The sequence below is a fragment of the Leeuwenhoekiella marinoflava DSM 3653 genome (assembly GCF_900129005.1).
Taxonomy (GTDB): Bacteria; Bacteroidota; Bacteroidia; order Flavobacteriales; family Flavobacteriaceae; genus Leeuwenhoekiella; species Leeuwenhoekiella marinoflava.
The window spans coordinates 198,905-218,300 of the sequence record NZ_FQUN01000007.1; the positions used below are offsets into that span (position 1 = coordinate 198,905).

Below are 19,396 nucleotides of genomic sequence, written 5' to 3' on the forward strand. Positions count from 1 at the left end.
AAACCCCGCACAAATATAAAGAACTATGTGTGTGCGAGCAATAGAAGCTTTGTATGATAACAGATGAAGAACGTAAAAAGCTCAAAAAAGTCTTCGGTCACAAGCATATTGTTAAGATCCGCGAGTACTTTATAGAGAAGAAAATCCACAACCGGGAGGAGGAACCTTACAGCCAAACTTTTATTTCAAGAATTTTTAACGGAAGAGACAGACACGATGTTGTCGAAAATGGCATTCTGGAAGCTGCTATTGACTACAAACAAAAAATCGATGCGAAGAAGAATGCTAAGCAAAAATTTCTCGCAGATGTCTAACCTGGATCAAAAAATAGCAAAACAGTTGGCGGCAGAATGCAGATTGAGATGTGTAGAAGTGATTCTGCTGCTGTTTTGCTTTGGTCTTCTGCTACTCGTAGCGGTCAACCAAATGACGCTATGCAAATAGTACCAAAAAATAAAGCCCGGCGTGGAGGCCGAGCTTGATCATAATACGTAACGCTTAAATTAAATATCATGAATGACAAAAGTACATTATTACAAGCACCCGCGCAACACCTAATTGCAGGTTTGGTACCGGGAAGTGAAGACATTGAATTTTACGGGATTCCCGAAACTAAAGAAGTAAGATGGCTGCAAAATGGGCAGGATCACGCATTTGAAGACCTTTCACCCCGGCATTATATGATGCTATTGAATGCGTATATGTGTGATGCTTCTGCCCGCAGGCTTCTGGAGCGTATAACAGACCGCAACGGCCGCCACGTAAAGTTAGATGTCACAAGGCAAGTAATGCTCTATACGTACTATTGTTACGGTGATTTAGACAATCAGCCGGATATTAAAAATGGCAAGCTGCAGCCGGCAGAGAATTACCGGCACGAGCGGGAGTGTATTTCGCTGCAGTTTGATTCTAAGGAGATCACGATAAACGGGATCCCATTAAAGAACCGGGAGATCCGGATGATCGATTCTTTTTCTCAGGAGGATAAAGATGAGATCGTAGCTATAGAACTGGGCATTAAGAGGCAGACGCTTAATAAGCATAAAAAAGAATTATTTGGAAAATCAGGAGTTTCTACAAAAATCGGACTTATGGTAAAAGTTTTTGAAGAACGCATATTAATAGGCCGCGCGATATGAATACGGAGCAGCCTATAGATGATCAAAGCCTTATGACGTTCCTACTGGAGTGTCCGGCATTTGAAAATGCACTGGAGGTAAGCGACAGGTATATTACTGCAACCTTTTCAGATCGAGAAGATACGCGATTTGAAAATTACTTTCTTGAGCTCAAAGAAACCAATCGAAAATACGATTTATCCGGCCATCAGATCCATTTCATTCGCCCGGGCAAAATCACATCAAGACATTTTTTAACCGTAACGCCAGAAAAGCGGAAGCTTTTTTCCTGGTTTAAAGATTTGCGTTTCACCCTTAGATAGTAACCCCAGTGAGCCAGCTTACCGCACATACAGTTCTGCCGCTATTTAAAGCCCTTCCCCTAGAGGAGCAACAGGCCTTTCTGCAAATAGTGAGTAAGCTGGATTCACACAAACCTAAAAAAGTAACCAAAAAGAAACCCTCAGTGTACGACTCGATGCCTGCGATTTTTCACCCCGATAACCGGGAGCAGTTGGTAAGCGAGATTATGCACGGAGGTTAACACCACTTTATTATGAAAGAATTACAAACCCGAAGATTTAACGAGCAGATTAAAGAGATACTTGGTGATGAATGTAAAATCAAGCCTATAATCGATGAAACCGGAATCCTTCATAGTGCCAAGGTTAATACTGAAGAAACGCTAGACGGCACTAAACTAAACGCGTTGATGGGAACAGCTGATGCGTGGAACTGCGAACTGGAGCTTGACAGATCAGGTGCAGGGATCCGCATCCAGTTTGAAAATAATGTAAATGCTGTTATGGCAAATTAAGAGACCCTAAAGCAGATTGCTTTAAACCCGCTCAAGGTTAAATAGAATGGATTTGAGATTTCTTAGTTGGAAGTACTGAGAGCGGGTTTTTTTAATGATCAAGTGGCGGAACTGGTAGACGCACCATAGATTAAATGGATTAGCGGAGGAATTAATCACGATCCGAGGACAGCGCCCGGTAAAACGCGGCGACGATGCTAATGCAGGTTCGAGTCCTGCCTTGATCACGACAGGTGCCTATACAAGATTAGGCTGACTGCCGGGGAATAGCGACCGGCAAAAATGGCGGGGGATGTGCCCCGCCGCATAGCGTGATAGCTCAATTGGTAGAGCGTCGGTCTCCAAAACCGAAGGTTTCAGGTTCGAGCCCTGATCGCGTTGCAAAAAAAAAATAGGCACAAGGTGCCCCGGGCTTTTATTGCCTAAACATAACGGACTGAATGTCTGTATTTTAGAAAATGCGGTTTTGCCGCACAGGGTAAGAACTGCCCAAACTGAACGAAGCTGGCAGAGCGCCGGACAGGGAATGTATTGACTAGAATTATGGGAAAATCTAAAGAAATATTAACCGGTGATCTGATGCGCACACTTATTAGTGCGTGCAAATCTGTTCTTCCGGAAGGATGGGGAATTACTATTCTCACCTATCAGCACAACAAGCCCGGCATCGCGAATTATATAAGCGATTCTGAGCGGGCAGATATGATCAAGATGTTGCGCGAGACTGCAGATCGTCTCGAGAACAAACAAGATTTCCCAAGCGTAGAACAAAACTGACATGGAAACACTAACAGTTAAAGATGTGCTTCAGGAATATCTAGGGGATCCGTTCCCCAAGGTGTTCGATATGACTGCAGCAGACTATTTCAAAAACTTCGGTTGTTATCCTGGTACCCGGATTGAAAATGTGAACCTCAGGCATACATACAAGATGGCTATATTTTTTGACGAGGATCACTTCAACATTGTAGAAGCTTTTCGATCCCGTTTGACCTCGAGCTTTAAGTGCAAAGCCTGTGGCTGCACAGATGAAGACTGCAGTAAGTGCATAGAAAAAAATGGAGAAGCCTGTCATTGGGTTAAAGAAGATCTGTGCAGCGCTTGTGAGGTTGGAATTAAAAAAGAGAGTGATGCCGGTAGCTAAAGAAACAGACAAGTATTTCGCATTGACTGAAATAACCAAGGCGCACGAAAAGAGCGGCGGTCATACCGGTATTTTATTCAACGACCTGGCCACTAAAACTCAGGTTCCTATAGAGGATCTAAAGGAAGCGATACGCGAGCTCTGCCGCGAAAAGAAAATAACCTGGTACGATAACGTACACGGGAAAGCATTTAAACTGAAGAAGTAATGGAAAAGGGTAACAAGATTCCTGAGAATTGGAAAGCAATAGAAGATGCTGAGAAATTATGCCGGGAACGCACTGGTGATCCTGAAGCAGGATTTAATGCCGGTGTTTTTTGGCTCGGCAGTAAAGATGGTAGGCATTTAATGATTCCTATTAAATACCGAAGTAAACGCGGAAAAAATGGCAAAGAGGTATTTACAAAGTCCTATAAGGAGCTAAATATATATGCAAACTTCTGTCCCTTCACCGGCAAGCCTTTGTATGAAAATTCAGAAGAAATAATAAAAGGATAGTTATGAGTAAAGCACAATCGCAACCCACAGCATTAGGACATCTGATTAATAACCGGATGGGGCTTAAGCATCTTGCGCAGCCTCAGGAGTCGAAGTCACCGGCCCCGATAGCTATCGGGGCAGAACCGGAAGCAAATAGATTTGTTTATCCCATTCTCACCAGTAAAGGAAAAGAGAATGATTTTGCCGTTACCATCAGGAACTACAATCGCTTTGTAAAGGATTACAATCATAAGGTTGCTCTGGAGAATGCAAAAGTGCGGAAGTTCAACAAAGAGGTGATCCGGTACCGGAAGCAGGCAACAGTAACCACAGAGCAACGCGTAAAAGAAGCGATCTGGAAAGAAGAGCATTCGCATCTGGATCCTGAAGCTTATAATACTGCAGTTGCGAAATACAATAAAGAGAATGGTCCACAGCTGCGTCAGAAGAATGTAAAGCAGCCGGTTAAAAAGGATAGCGAGAAGTTTTTTATCGCGATCCTCCACCAGTTTAACATGCAGCTTTTCAAACGGCAAAGCTTACGCAAGCAGCTGGGCATTGCACACCTGGCCGAAATACCTAAAGCCGAGATTTATCCTAATAAGATTGTAGAGCTCGAGCGTGATGGGTACAAAGTACTACCTGTCTCAGTTGAGACTGTAAGGCATCATCGCGAACGTTTAGAAGAAGCGGGGGTGCTTAGTCATTACGAATTTAGAGGCGATCACAGAGCCGTTAAAGTGCGTATAAACCCCCAAATTCTAAGCATTACAGACAACGGAATACAAAAAAAGACCGTTTCTGAAAATCAGCAGCTTACGGAGAGTCAAACAAAGAAAGTTCCGCATAATAATGTATCTAGTAGAGGTCATGTAGTTAATAAGAATAAGATAAGGGATAAAGGAGTTTCCGCTAGCGCGCAAACCACTATTATTCCTGCGGAAGGCTATAGTGGTGTTTCTGCTACCGCAGAAACCACGCAGTTTGCTGCGCAAGGCTCTACAAGGTCACCCATAAAGCAGGATGCGAAAAATTTTGATACCGGCAAAAAAAGTGGCGCGGCCACAGTGAAAAAAAATTCACCAGGCGCTGCGCCTGAAAAAAAATTTTTGCACCCGCCCGCAGAAAATTCAACAGCAGTTGTTGAATTTTCAAGAAAATCAGGGGGCGATTCAACAGCAGTTGTTGAAAATGAAAAACCGGTCGATAAGAATCCGCAGAGTGCGGTCCTTACCAATTCGCTGATAGATCCCGCCTATTTTGTCAAAGCCCTGTCATCTGGGAAGTACATAAAATACAGGCATCTGGAGCCAAAAGTATTTCAGCAGGAAGCCTATTACGGCGCGATGCATCCCGATGATTTTGTAGAGCTGGCCATTCAGGATCTGTTTAAATTCTCGAGTTCGATTTTTGAAAAACTCGACGAAGTGCATCCGGGCAGCTGGATGAATGCCTACAAGCTGTGGATTGCCGATAAATTCAAGTCTTTTAACGGGCATCGTCTCAACAAGCCTAACATTTTTGAACGTTGGGGTAAATGCCTCGAGGTCCTGAAGGAGGTAAAAGCTTATGCAAAAAATCATCCGGAGTGGTACCCGCATTTCCCCAGTCTCTACTTTGATCCGGCACGTACGCAAAGTGAGCATAACAGTTTTGAGTTTGCCTATAGAAATTTCCGTCTGGAAGATGAGCGTGTAGATACCTACAAGCGCCGAAAGATCAACGCGAATAAATCTCTTCGCCATAAAACCGATGTCAAAAAAGCTCAAGAGAAAATACGGCTTTGGCTACGAGGCAAGCTGGATCTGCAGGATGTATATGATTTTGCCCAGCATAATCTGGACCGCAAAGTAAATGAGAAAATAAACGACCTCATTCAACGGGAGTGGGATCAACAATTTGAAAATTAATACGTAACGCTAAATATTTTAATCATGAAACTCAAAAAAGTAGAAAACGTAAAAAGCACTCGCCAGGGTGTGAGCTGCATTAACATTGCAAAAAAAGGATCATTTCATTTCAGCTCCAAAGCTTGTGAAGAACACAATCTCATCGATAAAAAGGTTGAATTTTTTCAGGATGAAGAATCCCCGGAGTCCTGGTATTTTAGTTTTTCAGATGCTACAGAAGCATTGCATATCAAATTGCATTCTGATAAGAAATCAGCTCATTTCTCATCTAGTTATTTGGCTAAGAAAATCCGTCCACTTCTTAATTATGATGACAGTATGGGATCATTACGCGCTTTAATTGGAAAGCCGTTTGAAGAAGAGGGTCAAATCTATTTTCCGCTTCTAATGAGAAAATCAGATCGAAAAATATAGTATGCCAAAAATTCAAAAAGTATTCACGCTAGAGGTAACTCCAGAGCGATTTCTGGAAGCCTGCAGTGATCAGGAACTGATAGAGCTTGATATGCTCATTCAGCAACCTAAATATCAAAAGCGAGTAGTGAAGCTTTTGAGTCAAAAAGAAGAATAACGTAACGCTAAAATTATGAACGAACCAAAATTTAAAAAGGGAGACCAGGTTGTAATGCACAGTTGCATAGAGGCTAATAATCCAAAAAACTATGGTAGAATATTTACTTGTTCCGCAGATAGTAAAAAACAATTAGGGAATGAGGTTGTTTTTCTCGAGTTATATTCAGGTTATTTTTCTGTAAAACATCTGGCTCGTGTAAAACCAGAGATTGAAAATGAGAGAGGCGTCTTCGAACTTCAGAACCTTGAAGTTAAAACGGATAAAGTTTCTCTTGTGATTTCAGAGCTATCCAGGCGTGGTATAATGTTTATTCAAACCAAATCTGAGGACGAAGGCTATCAGATGATTTATTTCAAAGCGCCTCACGAAGTCTTTATATACATATCCTACGAAATTTTATGACCGAAATGAAACCTATAAAACGATGCCGGTGCGGCTTGGCCAATTCGTCTACCTGCAAGAACTGCAGTAAAGTACGAATGATGCTGATGCTGAAGAACGGCAACGACGAACTGAAATTTAAATCACCTTCTTCAGATAAATTATTCAATCCGGTGTGGTATAGCTATCTCAAATTCAATCGCTACGATGAGGAGCGCATAGCAGCTAAGATGGTAGAACGCGTCCAGATGAATTCTAAATATGCGGGTAAGATACAGCAGCTGCAGTTCTACCGCAATGGTGACCGTAGCCAACCTTTTAAAATCGTCAGATTATGAACAAAATCGTGCTCAATAAGCTAAAGCCAGATGATCTCAGCACGCTCAATGAAGCCTGTGTATTGTACGATCAATACTTAGATTTCTTTGCTCAGGCAGAACCGGGACCGGCAATACTTATTTATAAGTCCATTGCTTTGGAGCTTGCCTATACTTTGGCCGGTAGACTAAAAGTACGCCGGGTTCCGGCAACGAGTCTGCTAAATCTGGAGGTACACAGTGCATTCATTTTGCAAAATGCATTGATGCATTATAACGGCAAAGTAGAACACTCTTTAGAACGTGCCCGGGCTTATCGCTTATTAGAGCGCGTTAATCAACTGTTACCGGTAACGGTAGCGCAACCGTAACGCTAAAATTATAAAATGATAGTCAATTCTTATTTCTGGAGTATAAAAGTTTACACTTCACAATTCAGCCATAAGCTTGTTGAAAGATTCTATTGGGGGGATTACACATTAGAGCAGTTTAGCCGCTGGAAATGGTATTTTAAATACAGAGCAGCATTACTACAGATAAAATATCCCAGATATTACATCCGCACTGCCTGGGGACCAGAACCAGCAACAAGATCAAAGAATACAATATTAAAAGCTCGCATCAGAGCTAAAAAGGCTAAAATAACTCAGTACAGTAAAAAGCTGAAAATGGCCAAAGATGAATGGAATGAGCTTTTTCCAATATCTGAGAATGAACTTTATATCAAAGCAAATCAAAAAATTGAGAGATTGAAAAGGGAGCTTAATGAAATGCAAATCGAAATTCAATCAAATTCACTAACCAAAAATTGAAACTAATGGCAATCAATCTATACAATACTCAGATCGAGGAGCTCTACATCCATCAGGTAGGCAATAAGTGCAGAGGGGAAGGCATTTTCTGGAATGATCATCCTACGTATCTAAGCGATGAGATCACGCCCCTCGTAAAAGAATTCTTTTTTAAGCTATTTCGGGAGAAAGAAGAAACCCTGTTTCAATTTGTACACGAAGTAGATCTGGAGTATCACGACTTGTACCCAGGTATAAAAAAATGTTTTGACGCGCAAGTGCCTCTAAGTCAGTTGGCGTTGAAGGTCTGCAAGCATATGTATGATCAGAGTAATCATCCACACGTGAAGCCGGGCGAAGTGTATATCGCCAGGCTTAGTAGTGTGATCCTGGATAACACAAAGTACAATGCGATCGGAATTTTCAAATCAGAGCTGAAGCACGACTTTCTTCAGTTTAAAAAAAAGGAAAGCCAGATGGAGATGCTGCTGCAGCAGGGGATCAGTCTCAGCAAGCTAGACAAAGGCGCCATCATTATAGACCTGGACGGGGACGAAGGCTACCGCATATTGAATATAGATACAAACCGGTACGACACAAAGTACTGGACCGAAAAGGTACTAGGTGTAGATGTGATCCTCAATGACAACCTGTATACCAAAAAATACCTGAAGTTCTTTCAGGATTTTGCTAAAGAGGTGATCAGACCTGCAGGGGATAAGCGCGACGAGCTGCTGTTTATGAATAAGGCCATCCATCATTTTGGCACCCACGACACCTATGACCAGGACGAGTTTCTTACCGAGGTTCTGGAGGATCCGGGAATGCAGGCCGAGTTTGATCATTATAAAGTGGAGCAGGGCCCCAAGTATGGTATAGAAGATTTGAGCAGCTTCGCTATTGTAAACGAGGCGATTAAACCTGCGGTACGCAATTTTAAGAGCCTGATTGAGTTAGATACAAACGTGGCCATTAAAATGGATTTTGTCAATGCTGAAAGCTTTGAAAAGTTCGTTGAAAAAGGTTGGGATGAAGAACGCCAGATGTATTACTACCTGGTTTATTTTAATAAAGAAAAGAAATAGGTATGTATACGGTGAAGGAAATATGCCAGGCTTTGCTACACTGCAAAAACCTTATTGAGTTTTGCACTGTAATGAATATTGTCAATTACCTCTGCAGGTCAGGTGATTTTAATGAGGAACAGAAATATGCGATTGAAGCTGCATCGATCGTAAAACGCAGGACTTTTAATTTTAGAAGATGAGTTATAAACAATTTTAAGCGATTTTTATTTGATATCTAATTTATCCAAATTAGACATGTACAAATACTTTTGTGTTACATTTGTACCACACTTGTAACAATTGTGTAACAAAAAAATAGAAAACCCGCCTTACGACGGGTTTGGTTTCTAATCTTCTGGAGCCTTTTTATTAGACTCCTTAATTATTAGAAAAATCAAAAGCAAGTATACCGCTTCCATTTTTGTAAGGAATTTGTGAGGCACTAAACAAGACCGAGATCCGACAATCTCGGTTTTTTTTTGTTTTATACTCCAGATTCTCAAAGAGCTGAACTGCATAGCACCTATGATTCGCAGTACTTATGTAAAGTTAGTTTGTTTAAAAGTTGCTTAATGAGTGGTGCTACTAACTTATTCAACATTGTTATCAACATTGCTATTTTTAAATGGTCAAAAGTTGTCACTATGTAGTGCTCAACTGATTGATAGTCAATATTTAATGCTTTTTGAAAATCCAAAAAGTTTATAGAAAATTAATTTGAAATTATTTTTTAATCTTAGCACAAATAATTGATTCATTGATTATTAGGTGTTTACGTGTATTAATAAGAAGAGAATAACCAACGTTTATAACTTTAAAAAATGTTGATTAAATATCTAAAAAATATAATAGTGTTTGGTTCTTTTAAATATTACATACCTCATTTAAAATGTATACTAACCACTTTTTTTTCATTGGATTTTAAGATATATTTACGAATCCCAAATCGTAACTATGTCTATAAATCTCGCTGCTAAAGCTACCCAAACCCCTTTTATTTGTGGCCTCTACTACTCAAAAGGGGATAAGTCGTATGCTGCAGTAGGATCTAAAGGATTTACAGACACTATTCTGCTGGAGGAAGCCTATCAGGATGTATATGCGAGTTTGAGTGCAATACGCTTTTCTCAAAAAAGCACACCCTCCAGATCCGGAGACAGCTTTGCACAACAGCTGCAGTTTCAGTTTCCCAATGGCGATAAAGAAATGGCCGCGCGTATTACAGAAATCAAGCGCGCTAAGTATATGATTCTAAAACTCACCAATAATGAGTTTATGATCATCGGTCGCAATGATCTGGAGCAAAATACGAGACCAACCATCACTTCAGAAAATAACACCCGTACTACGCAAATCACATTTGAAGCCCAAAGCATTTTCCCTGCAGGGAGATTCAACGACGTTTCCGGAAAACTTTTGCCGGCATTAATCCCTTTATCCCTATTGTAAAAATTAATGGCGCGCACGCTGGTACCGGTCACGATAAAACCCCACTTAATACCCTTTCTGTATCAGCATTTTAAAGGCGAGACGGCACGCATCAATAACAAGCGCGTAAAGAGCTTCATCATAGATATGCGTACGCCTTTTGGTAAGATGATTCGGTTTTTAGCCAAAAAAAAGCCATCAAAAAAGGGGTGTGACACAACTTACAGTATTTTTTTTAGCCTGGAAGAATTTCCGCGCGGTCGCCAATATTTTGGGCAATTCTACAAATTTGAAAGCGGTGAAAATTCATTTTTGCATTTTGACCAGGAGGCAATCGAATTCATAAATGCCGAACTCGAAGATTCTTTAATCTCCAGTATGATGTTTTTTCTGCTCGGTTGGCATCAGAAGGATGGCGATCAAGGCCTAAGTAAGGGAATACAGCAGTTTTGCGTGAAGTATGACCTCTTTGAGCACGGCTATGATGTAGCAGCTGTACGCCGCCGGTTCTACCGTTGGTTAGAAAAAACAGACAATCTTTTCCCAGCAGGTTAAACACCTGTCACAGCGTAAGCTGCGTGCTACATATACTTTTAGGCTTATTATTAAAGTAATTGAGCCCCAATGAGCGAATTTCAACAAGACGGAACCCTAGGTATAGAAGACAAACAAGATCACCCGCAGCGCGTGAAAGATCTAACCGGTACAGAATCTAAATTCTACTATTCAGCTGAAGAGCTCGACAAGATGCGCCGCGCCACCGAAGAGCTATTTAAAACTAAGGCATCAAAAGAGGATATCGTATCAGCTGCAAACGGCTTTATCCTTTTTGCAAACGAAACAGCTGCCAACACCTTTTTTACCAACAATCCACCGGCAGAGGATGTATTGTTTAAATACACAGATGCTGCAGCTTCAAAAGCAGATTATTACCGTCGAGCGAGTGATAATACTACGCAGGTGTTGAAGGAGCGCAGTTTGACGGAAGAAGATATTTCACAGACGGGACCTATTGAGAATGGAGCTAATGTAACAACTGAGGGGCAACTTTACGATGAAAAGATAGCGGCACAATTGTACGCTGATCAAAAGTTATCAGAGGCACCGGATGCGGTAAAACAAGATCTTGACATTCAAAGTACCGATAAGTTTCCGCTTTGTATTTACGACAAGACTACCGGATGGATATACCAAGCCTTTGATGAAGAGGGTAAGATGCTTGTTGGTGAGGGCGAAAGTAATGGAGTCAAATTCCAAATTTACCTTACTGACCAATGGAAAATTATAATTGTCTACGGTCAGTCTTTCACCCGAGGTGCCTCAGACACTTCGATTTCTAAAGCCGTACTTGACAGATTGTACACCTTTGCTGGCGGTGTTGTTACTAATGAATATGCCGACGATGTGTTTGGTTACGGTAGCAGAGTGGCGCATATTGAGGGGATCAATCCCAATTTTGATACCGAAACGCCTTGCTATGGAGTTGCTAGTTCTGCGTTGAAGCGTATTCAAGATTCAGGGCAAGAATTAGGGGAGCTTGACTTTATTACTTTTGCTCCCGGACAATCAGGTATATCTATTGATGCTCTCGACAAGGGTACCTCTCACTACACAAATCTTATAGAGGGCATTCAGAAGGCTTACGATCTTGCTCAAGCTGCCGGAAAGTCTATCAGTGTATTGCCGGTAATTTGGATTCATGGCCAATCTGATGCTGATTTCACCGTTACCGACTACGTTTTGAAGTTGAAAACCTTGCGAGATGATCTCAATGTCGATCTGAAGACAATAATCAAAGATCACCCAGACTTAGATTGGATCATTCAGCAAACAGATATACCACGAAAGCACAATGCTGGACCTGTACTTGCAGCTTATGAGTTAGCAGCTGAGGAAAACAACGGTTTTCATCTTGCAGACGTCGAATATCATTTGCCTCACAACCCCGAGGATCCTATTCATATGGTATCTGAAAGTTACTTGAAGCTAGGGGCGAAAATGGGGTATGTTATGGCTCGGGTGGCATTTGAAAAATACAACTGGAAAGGAATATACCCGTACGATGTAAGTATTCAAGGCAGAATCATCAGATTCAAATTGAATCGCCCGGACTCACGATTCAAATTCCTTTTCGATGAAGTAACAGTCAACAATCCCGGGGCTTATGGTTTTCGTCTGACTTCAGATGGTAGTACTTCTCTAACTTCAATTGCATCCATTGATATTGTCAATGATGATACAATAGTAGTCGTTTCAGGTGTAGACCTTGCTCCATTGGCTGCAACTGCCTTAGAACTACGTTATGCACTTCGTGTAGGTTCCACTGGTGACAATCCGGGACCTACTACAGGTAGCCGTGGAAACCTGAGAGACAATCAAGGAGATGTCGTAAAGTTCAAAGACCCAAATCTTGGAGAATATCCGCTCCACAATTGGTGCCCTTCATTCAAAATTTCACTTAATCAATATCTGTAAAACAATGGGAATAGCAATAGGAACAACAATAGCAAATGCAAGTGATCAAGGGCTTGGTAATATTTTTCTAAACAAGCAATACATCAGTCGTGGTGGAATAACTGATGCTGATACAATTGCAGCGTTAGAAACTTTTGAAGCTGCATTGAGGTCAAAAGGCTTAATCAATAGATTGTCTAAGATCTTTTTGCAAACAGGAAAAGCGAGCAGTGATGCAATTGATTTTCTGAACCCTGCTAACACTGATTTTGTATACGAAAATGACGAAGCCACCGATCATACGAAAGCTTTAGGTTATACATCTTCATCATCTGAAGGGAAGTATGTGAGTAATAGTGGAAGTACTATTCCGCTTCCAGTTGATACAATGCATTTTCACGCCTACAATACGACTCCCGATACTGAAGCTTCACCGGCTCAACGATTGATTAGAGTTGCAATTGGAAATGATTTTCTTGTTGAATTAATAAGAAACCAAAGCGGAAGAACTTTAGGTGTTATTGGATTATACACTTCAGACACAGAGGGTCTTGTTCGCGCAGATGTGGGGTATGACACTACTAAGACTGGGCTACTATCTGTAGTAAGACAAACAACTTCAGTCAAGTTGTATGATGGGGGTGTTGAGATTGGTTCAAAATCAGTAACGCCTTTTACAGGCAATGCTCCGGCTGCTTCAAAAATTGATATTTTGAATTCATTTGACAGCAACATTCCAAATATTTCAATGCGTGCTTTTGCTTGGGGAAGTGGCGAATGGACTCCGCAAAATGAAGAAGATTTTAAGGATGCATTGAACGCTCTGAATAATGCATTATCCGTTTAATTATGAATTTCCTATCACAAAATTGGGAGGCTATAGCTGCAGTACTTGGAACCCTAATCACCGGGGTCGTCTCCTTTTTTGGTGGGCGAAAATCTAAGAAGATCAGCGAGCAGGACCAGCAGGCCAGTGCGCTTCAGAATATGCAAGCAGCTTATGACACCTGGACAGGCCAAAGCAACAAACAAATAGATCGATTGATCAGTGAAATAGATGCAATGAAGCAAGAAAACCGCGATCAGCGCATAGCACTTACAGCGCTCCAGAAGGACAACTCAAAATTGCATATCGAAATATCAAAGTTGATGACCAAGAATAATGAGCTTAATATGATGGTCATGAAGCTCCAGCGGGAGAATGAAAAACTTAAAACCACCAAGTAGCATGAAAGTAGCAGAAATCACCTTCGGGTATAAATTAAAAGCAGACGTTCTTAAATGCGATCCTCAGGCATTTGTAGATAAGGTTATAGAGATCAGCCGGTGCCTGTATATCAATCCGCATTGGTTGATGGTGGTGATGGAGCTCGAGACTGCCGGAACCTTTGATCCTGCAATAACCAATTCTTTAGGATATACGGGTTTGATTCAATTTGGTACAGCTGCAGCTGCAGATTTGAGTATTACCACTGCGCAATTGCGCAAGATGAATGCTCTGGAGCAGTTGGACTATGTGTATCGCTATTTGAAACCCTACACCCGCAGAATGCAAAAGCTTGCAGATGTATATCTGGCCGTGTTTTTTCCCAGGGCAATCGGCCGCCACGACGGTTGGGTGTTACAAACCGCACGACTATCACCGGAGCGCATCGCAAAGTGGAATCCCGGCTTTGATGTAGACAAGAATAAGCAGATACAAATCTGGGAAATCAAACAAAAAGTAATCGCCCGCGTGCGAAAAGATCAACTTAAAAACATAGCCTGATGAACACAAACCAAACCCTTCATGAAAAGTTAAGCGAGCAGGATCCCGATTTTGTAAGTCAGGTGCAAAGTATCAAAAAAAGCACAGAGCTCTACGCGATGAAAAAGCGCGAAGTAGATCCAGATCGGCGTGAGCTCATCCAAGCGCGGATTGATAATATGTATAGAAAGCAATTCTAATGAAAAAAGCAGCCCTACTCTTACTTAGACTTTGTGTATTAGCACTATTGCTAACAGCTGTTGTTTGCGCCACCGAAAGCTGCAGTAGCAAAAAGAAAGCGACTGAGCGTTACCGGAATACGACCGAGTTTGACAAGAGCGAAAGCTCCAGTGCAAAAATTGAGAACGATAAGGCCAAAGATTGCACTGCAGTAAGCAAAACAGAAACCGACTGGTCTGCAATCAATGAAAATATTCAGTTTGAATTGATAGATCCTGATCAGGAAGGTTATGCAAATCTCTCTCCAGATGGAAAAGGTGGTTTTAATTTCACAGGAAAGAATGTAAAAGCATCCTCCGGAAAAAGCCAGGAACAGAAAAAAGAAACGAGAAATGATTCGGTTGCAAAAAAAGAGACTGATAACAGCAGTGAAGAGTTAGAAACTTCTTCGACAGAAAGTGGACAAACACTAGACAGCGGCCGGACAAGTAATAGCGAAGCTACACGCTGGCCGTTTTGGTTTCTTTTGGTTCCAGTAGTTCTTGGAGCTCTTATTTATTTTCGGGGCTGGAAGTTTTGGAAATAATCAATCCCGATACTTCTCCCAGATCCATCCCTTCTCCGGCATTTCGTATTCTCTAATCTCCATAATTTTTGAATAGCGAAAATCTCCCGGGTATTTGTAAGCTAGCGAGCAGGTCCTGAACTGCCAAATCAATTTAAAATTTGCAAGTTTTACCGGCTTAGCCATTCCCCTGCTTTCGATAGCAAAATCAAAGCGCACTTTCCCAATAGTCTTAAGGACTTCGGTTATAGCCTTTTCGTCTGTATTTACAAATCGATACTTGAACATACTGCAAAATTAGCGTTTCTGCTAACTCCCAAAAACCGTGTCACAACGGTTTTTTTTGTTTGTGACCATCTTCGGGCTATGAAAAACACATTACTAGATGAGTTGGTACGTGGTGAGTGGCTGATGAGCGCTCACAACTTATTCTCGTACCGGCATTTTTGGGACAAGTCGTACCAGGCACCGCAAACAGGTATGACATTAAAAGAAGCTGCAGCAGAGCGTGAAGCAAAAATGTTGTCAGTTTATAACGACGAGATGAAGCCGATACGGCCAAACAGTATTGACGAAATACCGGAGGGCAGTGTTGCTGTGATTCATATGGTAGGACCTATGATTCGCTACGGCAGTTGGTATGCCTGGGGAGCAGATGAGTTGGTTTACCAATTGGATTGGGCCAATAACATCAAGAACATTAAGGCCATCATCGTAGTTATTGACGGTCCCGGCGGTAGTGTATCTGCTATTTCTCCTTTCATCGATTTTGCGCTCAGGAAGCTCAAGCCGGTTGTGGCGATAATGGACAACTCCTTAAGTCTTCATCGCTGGATCCCCGATGCAATCGCAGATTACCAGATAGCAGGTAATACCATAAGCGCACGTTTTGGAAGCGTTGGTGTCGTTTCCTCCTGGTTAGATGTGCGCAAGTACTGGGAAGACATGGGCATTTTTGAAAAAGAAGTCTATCCGGATGAGAGTACCCACAAGAACGAGATCTGGAGAAAGCTCAAGGAAGACGAAGAAGCCGGGATGCAAATGCTTCGCGACCAGCTGAAGCCTATAGCACAAAAATTTCAAGCTGCGGTAAAAGCCGCACACCCCAATCTAATTGAAGAAGAAGGCGTATTGACCGGTCGAACCTTTTCGGCCGAAGATGCGCTGCGTGTGAATATGATAGACGCCATCGGAACTATGGACGATGCGTTTCAGAAAGCCACACTGCTTGCAGATCTGCAAGCTGCAGGAGTATAATTTTTAAACCCAAATAATAATTGAAGTATGAAACAAATTGTAATGAAAGTCCTGGCACTGCTGGCAATCTCAAAGATTCCTATTGCTGAAGGAAAAACTTCTTTCTCTGCAGAGCAGGTAGAAGATTTAAACAAACGTCTTGGCGAAAAGGATGCAAAGCGTGTGATCGCTGCGTTAGACAAATTCGCCGATGATATCGTGAAAGATCAAGAAAAAGAAGGTGGTGAAAATGCTGAAGATGCTGCAGCACGTGCGGAACTTCAAAAGTTATTAGATGAGCATGAGCTTACTGAAGACGAGGCTAAGAAAATAGCTAAAGATGGTAGTGCAGATCCTTCACTTAAGGATATGATTTCTGCAGTAAATAAATTGGTTACAAACCAAGACGAGCTCATTCAAAAATTAATGAAGGAACCCGAGCCCGATAACCCGGTAGCGAAGGGGACTATAAAACGAGAGGATAACTTGGAACACTCAGCAACACACTTTTTAGGTCGCAATCGCGAGATTGATGCTTACACAGATCGCCCCTGGAACCAGAGGGCTGCAGGTTTAATTGATAAACCAACAGACTGGGCTGCAGATGGCGGTAGTGCCGCTTTTGAAAAGCTAAAGTCTGACATGTACAATCATTACACAGAGGTTAATGATCGTATTAAGTCGCTACACCGCGATATGCTTAAGCTCCCCGCGTATTTTAAATTACGATCTAATGTTTCAGATCGTGTGGCAGACGGTAACATTGTGACTGCAGAGATCACCCAGTCTCGTAAAGCCGGTTGGTTACCAAAGAACAAGCAATTGATTCAGCCTGAAGAAGGTAAAGTATTCCCGGTACATATTGACATCGAATGGCAAGGAATTGATCTTCAGGAATACGAAACTTCTTGGTTAAATGCCTGGAGCAAGCCCGGTTCTTCACCCTACAAAATGTCATTTGTAGAATTCTTGATTGTTGAACTGGATAAAAAGGCCCGTGTTGAGGACCGTAAAGTAGCCATTGCCGGTATTTATTCTGCACCTGCAAAAGGTAAAGAAACTAAGGCGGGTGATGCTATAAACCGTGGAGACGGATTGCTTGTACACTTGTTTAGGGCTTTCCATTATGAGAAGAAATACAAACGTGCAAACATTGGTATTCCAAATCCTCAAAACATTTTGGATCACGTAAAGGCTTTGATCGAATCAAACCTACCTGAAGAAGTACGTAATCAAAGTGGTATTGTAATCAACACACACCCTGACACCATCAGATGGTATGCTCTGCGAAAACGAGCTGTACACGGTATGGAAACTGATTGGACCAAGGATGGCGAAAAAACAATTTTGAACTATCCAAATATTCGTTTTGAGCCAATTTACGACCAGCCTAACCCATTGTATATGTTTATAACTTTTGATGACAATGTGGAGTTGATGGAGAACCTTCCTAAGGAAAAATCCATTTACAGAATGGATACACTGAAGCGTGACATCTTTGTGTATGCCGATTACAAATGGGGAGCACGATTCCTTCATATTGGGACAAAGGTCAAAGCCGGTGATCCAGACGCCTTCAAAGTACAAACAGTTTGGGATAATGGTCTACCTATGTTCCCAGACAACTGGACCGTACCGGTATTTGACGATACAACCGGTGAACTTACAATCCCCTACAGCAATGTAAAAGTAGATTCTGCCTGGGCTACAGATATTACAGATATCAAGAATACGTATGCAGGACAGATTGTTAAGATCAAAGGGAATACTGCACTGGCAGCTGTTAAGAATGTAACCAGTGCGGGTAATATGACCTTAACCGGAAACTTTAACCTGCAGTCTGGTGGTACACTTACACTGTATGTGAATAGTGACCTGACCCTTACTGAAGTTTCCAGAACTACAGAGCCTGAAATCATTCCAGAAGTAGTTCCGGTAAACTTTGACGGTGATAGCATCAACGCTCAGGAGTCTAATGAGTTTAACTACACAGGTGATAGTAATCAAACCTTAGCAGCTATTGAAGGTGGTGTTGATGGTCAGGAAATTACCATCAAAGGTAACGCGACAGCTAATGCAACCTTAACGGTGAGCAATATCGCTGCACCTGCAGAAGGTGAGAGCGCAGTAAGCGTTAAATCTGATGCAGCGCTTGCCGTAGCAGCAGACTACATCACGCTCGTGCGCATTAACGGAGTATTCACCGAGGTTAAGCGAAATATTGAAGCATAATCTTATAGGCGGTCTGCTCCTGCAGGCTGCCTTTTAAAAATTTTACACAATGAGTGGATTAAAATTTTCATTACGAAAGCCGGTTAAACAAAATGCTGGTGCTGTTACTGCTAAAAAGCCCGATATTTTTTTAGTAGATACTCAAGATATTTTAACGCTTCCTGCTAGAAATAGCAAAGGGGTGTTGATGGTTGGAAATATCGTTTTAAAAAGCGGTGCTAAAATGATTGAGCTCTATTTAACGCCAAGTACTCAGGTACCTTCTTACGAAAGTGATGGTCCTGAAGACAGCGAGAGCTTTACGCATAAAGTAGAAGGGATGCACCCAGGAAATCAACTGGAGGCTAAAGAGTTTTTTCAAAACAACTTAGGCCGTGGTTTCCTTGCGATTTGGAGCGGTTGTAATAATGCTACCGGTAAGGAAGTGTATGGGACGCCTTGTGCACCTTTAAAAATGAAGGGTTCATTTATCGCAGATAACGAAAAAACAGGCTTCACGTTTACATTTGAAAGTATTCAGAAAACAAGCGATGTGCCTGCAACGTATGAAGGGGCGATCACCTTAGAAGCTCCTTACGTAGCTGCAGACTTTGATCTTGATATCACTGATGCTAACGGCGAAATTTATCAATTACCATCATCTGCAGCTGCAGATGCTATTGATGTGGCATCCACAGACAAAGAGCACGGTGATATCGTGACCTTAGTAGGTGGCGGCGGTGCAAGTCCGGCTACGTTAAGCAACGGTGTAGCAACTGCCGGTACCGTACAGCTGGTGCAAGGAGTAGACTGGACCGCCCTTGCAGATGCAACTTTAGACTTACAAGTATTTGACGATGGTACCACACTCTTTTTTAGAGAGGTGGCCAGAAGATAATTTCTTTTTTTTGGTTGGTTAGTTAGAAAACCACGCTCTGTAATGGAGCGTGGTTTTTGTTTGTCACAACCTTTTGCA

At 41.9% G+C, this 19,396-nt stretch carries 28 protein-coding genes and 2 tRNA genes; 29 read left to right on the forward strand and 1 reads right to left on the reverse strand.

What is annotated here, in order from left to right:
* The first annotated feature begins 53 nt into the window (after positions 1 to 53).
* The 26 genes from BUB91_RS06845 (at position 54) to BUB91_RS06965 (ending at position 14,994) form a co-directional block, all read left to right on the forward strand.
* Positions 54 to 314: a hypothetical protein gene (locus BUB91_RS06845; protein WP_073098489.1), complete on the forward strand. Its 261-nt coding sequence runs from the start codon at positions 54 to 56 to the stop codon at positions 312 to 314.
* A 198-nt stretch (positions 315 to 512) separates the two neighbouring features.
* Complete coding sequence (locus BUB91_RS06850) at positions 513 to 1,139, forward strand: hypothetical protein (RefSeq protein WP_073098490.1); 627 nt, start codon at positions 513 to 515, stop codon at positions 1,137 to 1,139.
* On the forward strand, positions 1,136 to 1,441 hold the full coding sequence (locus BUB91_RS06855; RefSeq protein ID WP_073098491.1) for a hypothetical protein: 306 nt from the start codon (positions 1,136 to 1,138) through the stop codon (positions 1,439 to 1,441). Before BUB91_RS06850 ends, BUB91_RS06855 begins: the two co-directional genes overlap by 4 nt.
* Positions 1,442 to 1,674: 233 nt before the next feature.
* Complete coding sequence (locus BUB91_RS06865) at positions 1,675 to 1,935, forward strand: hypothetical protein (protein ID WP_073098493.1); 261 nt, start codon at positions 1,675 to 1,677, stop codon at positions 1,933 to 1,935.
* Positions 1,936 to 2,031: 96 nt separating this feature from the next.
* A tRNA-OTHER gene (locus tag BUB91_RS20960) sits at positions 2,032 to 2,162 on the forward strand.
* 81 nt (positions 2,163 to 2,243) lie between these two features.
* Positions 2,244 to 2,316: transfer RNA gene (locus BUB91_RS06870), tRNA-Trp, on the forward strand.
* Between the two features lie 162 nt (positions 2,317 to 2,478).
* Positions 2,479 to 2,712 carry a hypothetical protein gene (locus BUB91_RS06875; protein ID WP_073098494.1) on the forward strand — a complete coding sequence of 78 codons (234 nt, stop codon included), beginning with the start codon at positions 2,479 to 2,481 and terminating at the stop codon, positions 2,710 to 2,712.
* Position 2,713: 1 nt separating this feature from the next.
* Positions 2,714 to 3,079, forward strand: coding sequence for a hypothetical protein (locus tag BUB91_RS06880; RefSeq protein WP_073098495.1), 366 nt, complete (start codon positions 2,714 to 2,716; stop codon positions 3,077 to 3,079).
* Complete coding sequence (locus tag BUB91_RS06885) at positions 3,066 to 3,287, forward strand: hypothetical protein (RefSeq protein ID WP_073098496.1); 222 nt, start codon at positions 3,066 to 3,068, stop codon at positions 3,285 to 3,287. The genes BUB91_RS06880 and BUB91_RS06885 overlap by 14 nt, the downstream gene beginning before the upstream one ends.
* Entirely contained in the window at positions 3,287 to 3,577 is a 291-nt protein-coding gene (locus tag BUB91_RS06890; protein ID WP_073098497.1) for a hypothetical protein, read from the forward strand. The genes BUB91_RS06885 and BUB91_RS06890 overlap by 1 nt, the downstream gene beginning before the upstream one ends.
* A gap of 2 nt (positions 3,578 to 3,579) precedes the next feature.
* Positions 3,580 to 5,469, forward strand: a complete 1,890-nt coding sequence (locus BUB91_RS06895; RefSeq protein ID WP_073098498.1) for a hypothetical protein — start codon at positions 3,580 to 3,582, stop codon at positions 5,467 to 5,469.
* A 24-nt stretch (positions 5,470 to 5,493) separates the two neighbouring features.
* Positions 5,494 to 5,883 (forward strand): hypothetical protein, encoded by a 390-nt coding sequence (locus BUB91_RS06900; RefSeq protein ID WP_073098499.1) that lies wholly within the window; start codon positions 5,494 to 5,496, stop codon positions 5,881 to 5,883.
* 1 nt (position 5,884) lies between these two features.
* Complete coding sequence (locus BUB91_RS20965; RefSeq protein ID WP_164917834.1) at positions 5,885 to 6,040, forward strand: hypothetical protein; 156 nt, start codon at positions 5,885 to 5,887, stop codon at positions 6,038 to 6,040.
* A gap of 15 nt (positions 6,041 to 6,055) precedes the next feature.
* The gene (locus BUB91_RS06905) at positions 6,056 to 6,445 is read left to right on the forward strand and encodes a hypothetical protein (RefSeq protein ID WP_073098500.1); all 390 of its coding nucleotides are present in this window, start codon (positions 6,056 to 6,058) and stop codon (positions 6,443 to 6,445) included.
* 86 nt (positions 6,446 to 6,531) lie between these two features.
* On the forward strand, positions 6,532 to 6,762 hold the full coding sequence (locus BUB91_RS06910) for a hypothetical protein (RefSeq protein ID WP_128759319.1): 231 nt from the start codon (positions 6,532 to 6,534) through the stop codon (positions 6,760 to 6,762).
* A complete protein-coding gene (locus BUB91_RS06915; protein WP_073098502.1) occupies positions 6,759 to 7,112 on the forward strand; it encodes a hypothetical protein in 354 nt (117 codons plus the stop codon). The genes BUB91_RS06910 and BUB91_RS06915 overlap by 4 nt, the downstream gene beginning before the upstream one ends.
* A gap of 15 nt (positions 7,113 to 7,127) precedes the next feature.
* On the forward strand, positions 7,128 to 7,553 hold the full coding sequence (locus BUB91_RS06920) for a hypothetical protein (protein ID WP_073098503.1): 426 nt from the start codon (positions 7,128 to 7,130) through the stop codon (positions 7,551 to 7,553).
* Positions 7,554 to 7,558: 5 nt separating this feature from the next.
* Complete coding sequence (locus tag BUB91_RS06925; protein WP_073098504.1) at positions 7,559 to 8,617, forward strand: nucleoid-associated protein; 1,059 nt, start codon at positions 7,559 to 7,561, stop codon at positions 8,615 to 8,617.
* A gap of 936 nt (positions 8,618 to 9,553) precedes the next feature.
* A complete protein-coding gene (locus BUB91_RS06930; protein ID WP_073098505.1) occupies positions 9,554 to 10,048 on the forward strand; it encodes a hypothetical protein in 495 nt (164 codons plus the stop codon).
* Between the two features lie 6 nt (positions 10,049 to 10,054).
* The gene (locus tag BUB91_RS06935) at positions 10,055 to 10,582 is read left to right on the forward strand and encodes a hypothetical protein (protein ID WP_073098506.1); all 528 of its coding nucleotides are present in this window, start codon (positions 10,055 to 10,057) and stop codon (positions 10,580 to 10,582) included.
* Between the two features lie 69 nt (positions 10,583 to 10,651).
* Positions 10,652 to 12,502 (forward strand): hypothetical protein, encoded by a 1,851-nt coding sequence (locus BUB91_RS06940; RefSeq protein WP_073098507.1) that lies wholly within the window; start codon positions 10,652 to 10,654, stop codon positions 12,500 to 12,502.
* Positions 12,503 to 12,506: 4 nt separating this feature from the next.
* Positions 12,507 to 13,328: a hypothetical protein gene (locus BUB91_RS06945; protein WP_073098508.1), complete on the forward strand. Its 822-nt coding sequence runs from the start codon at positions 12,507 to 12,509 to the stop codon at positions 13,326 to 13,328.
* A gap of 2 nt (positions 13,329 to 13,330) precedes the next feature.
* On the forward strand, positions 13,331 to 13,708 hold the full coding sequence (locus BUB91_RS06950) for a hypothetical protein (RefSeq protein ID WP_073098509.1): 378 nt from the start codon (positions 13,331 to 13,333) through the stop codon (positions 13,706 to 13,708).
* A gap of 1 nt (position 13,709) precedes the next feature.
* A complete protein-coding gene (locus BUB91_RS06955) occupies positions 13,710 to 14,249 on the forward strand; it encodes a hypothetical protein (RefSeq protein WP_073098510.1) in 540 nt (179 codons plus the stop codon).
* On the forward strand, positions 14,249 to 14,428 hold the full coding sequence (locus BUB91_RS06960) for a hypothetical protein (RefSeq protein ID WP_073098511.1): 180 nt from the start codon (positions 14,249 to 14,251) through the stop codon (positions 14,426 to 14,428). Before BUB91_RS06955 ends, BUB91_RS06960 begins: the two co-directional genes overlap by 1 nt.
* Positions 14,428 to 14,994, forward strand: coding sequence for a hypothetical protein (locus BUB91_RS06965; protein WP_073098512.1), 567 nt, complete (start codon positions 14,428 to 14,430; stop codon positions 14,992 to 14,994). Before BUB91_RS06960 ends, BUB91_RS06965 begins: the two co-directional genes overlap by 1 nt.
* Here the strand turns inward: BUB91_RS06965 and BUB91_RS06970 are convergent, their stop codons facing one another.
* Positions 14,995 to 15,261: a hypothetical protein gene (locus BUB91_RS06970; RefSeq protein ID WP_073098513.1), complete on the reverse strand. Its 267-nt coding sequence runs from the start codon at positions 15,259 to 15,261 to the stop codon at positions 14,995 to 14,997.
* A 123-nt stretch (positions 15,262 to 15,384) separates the two neighbouring features.
* Between BUB91_RS06970 and BUB91_RS06975 the strand changes: the two genes are divergently transcribed.
* From BUB91_RS06975 to BUB91_RS06985, 3 genes are read left to right on the forward strand one after another with little or no spacing between them, the layout of a single operon-like run.
* On the forward strand, positions 15,385 to 16,230 hold the full coding sequence (locus BUB91_RS06975) for a S49 family peptidase (RefSeq protein ID WP_164917835.1): 846 nt from the start codon (positions 15,385 to 15,387) through the stop codon (positions 16,228 to 16,230).
* Between the two features lie 27 nt (positions 16,231 to 16,257).
* A complete protein-coding gene (locus BUB91_RS06980) occupies positions 16,258 to 18,441 on the forward strand; it encodes a hypothetical protein (protein ID WP_073098515.1) in 2,184 nt (727 codons plus the stop codon).
* Between the two features lie 49 nt (positions 18,442 to 18,490).
* Positions 18,491 to 19,318 (forward strand): hypothetical protein, encoded by an 828-nt coding sequence (locus tag BUB91_RS06985; RefSeq protein ID WP_073098516.1) that lies wholly within the window; start codon positions 18,491 to 18,493, stop codon positions 19,316 to 19,318.
* Positions 19,319 to 19,396: the final 78 nt, after the last annotated feature.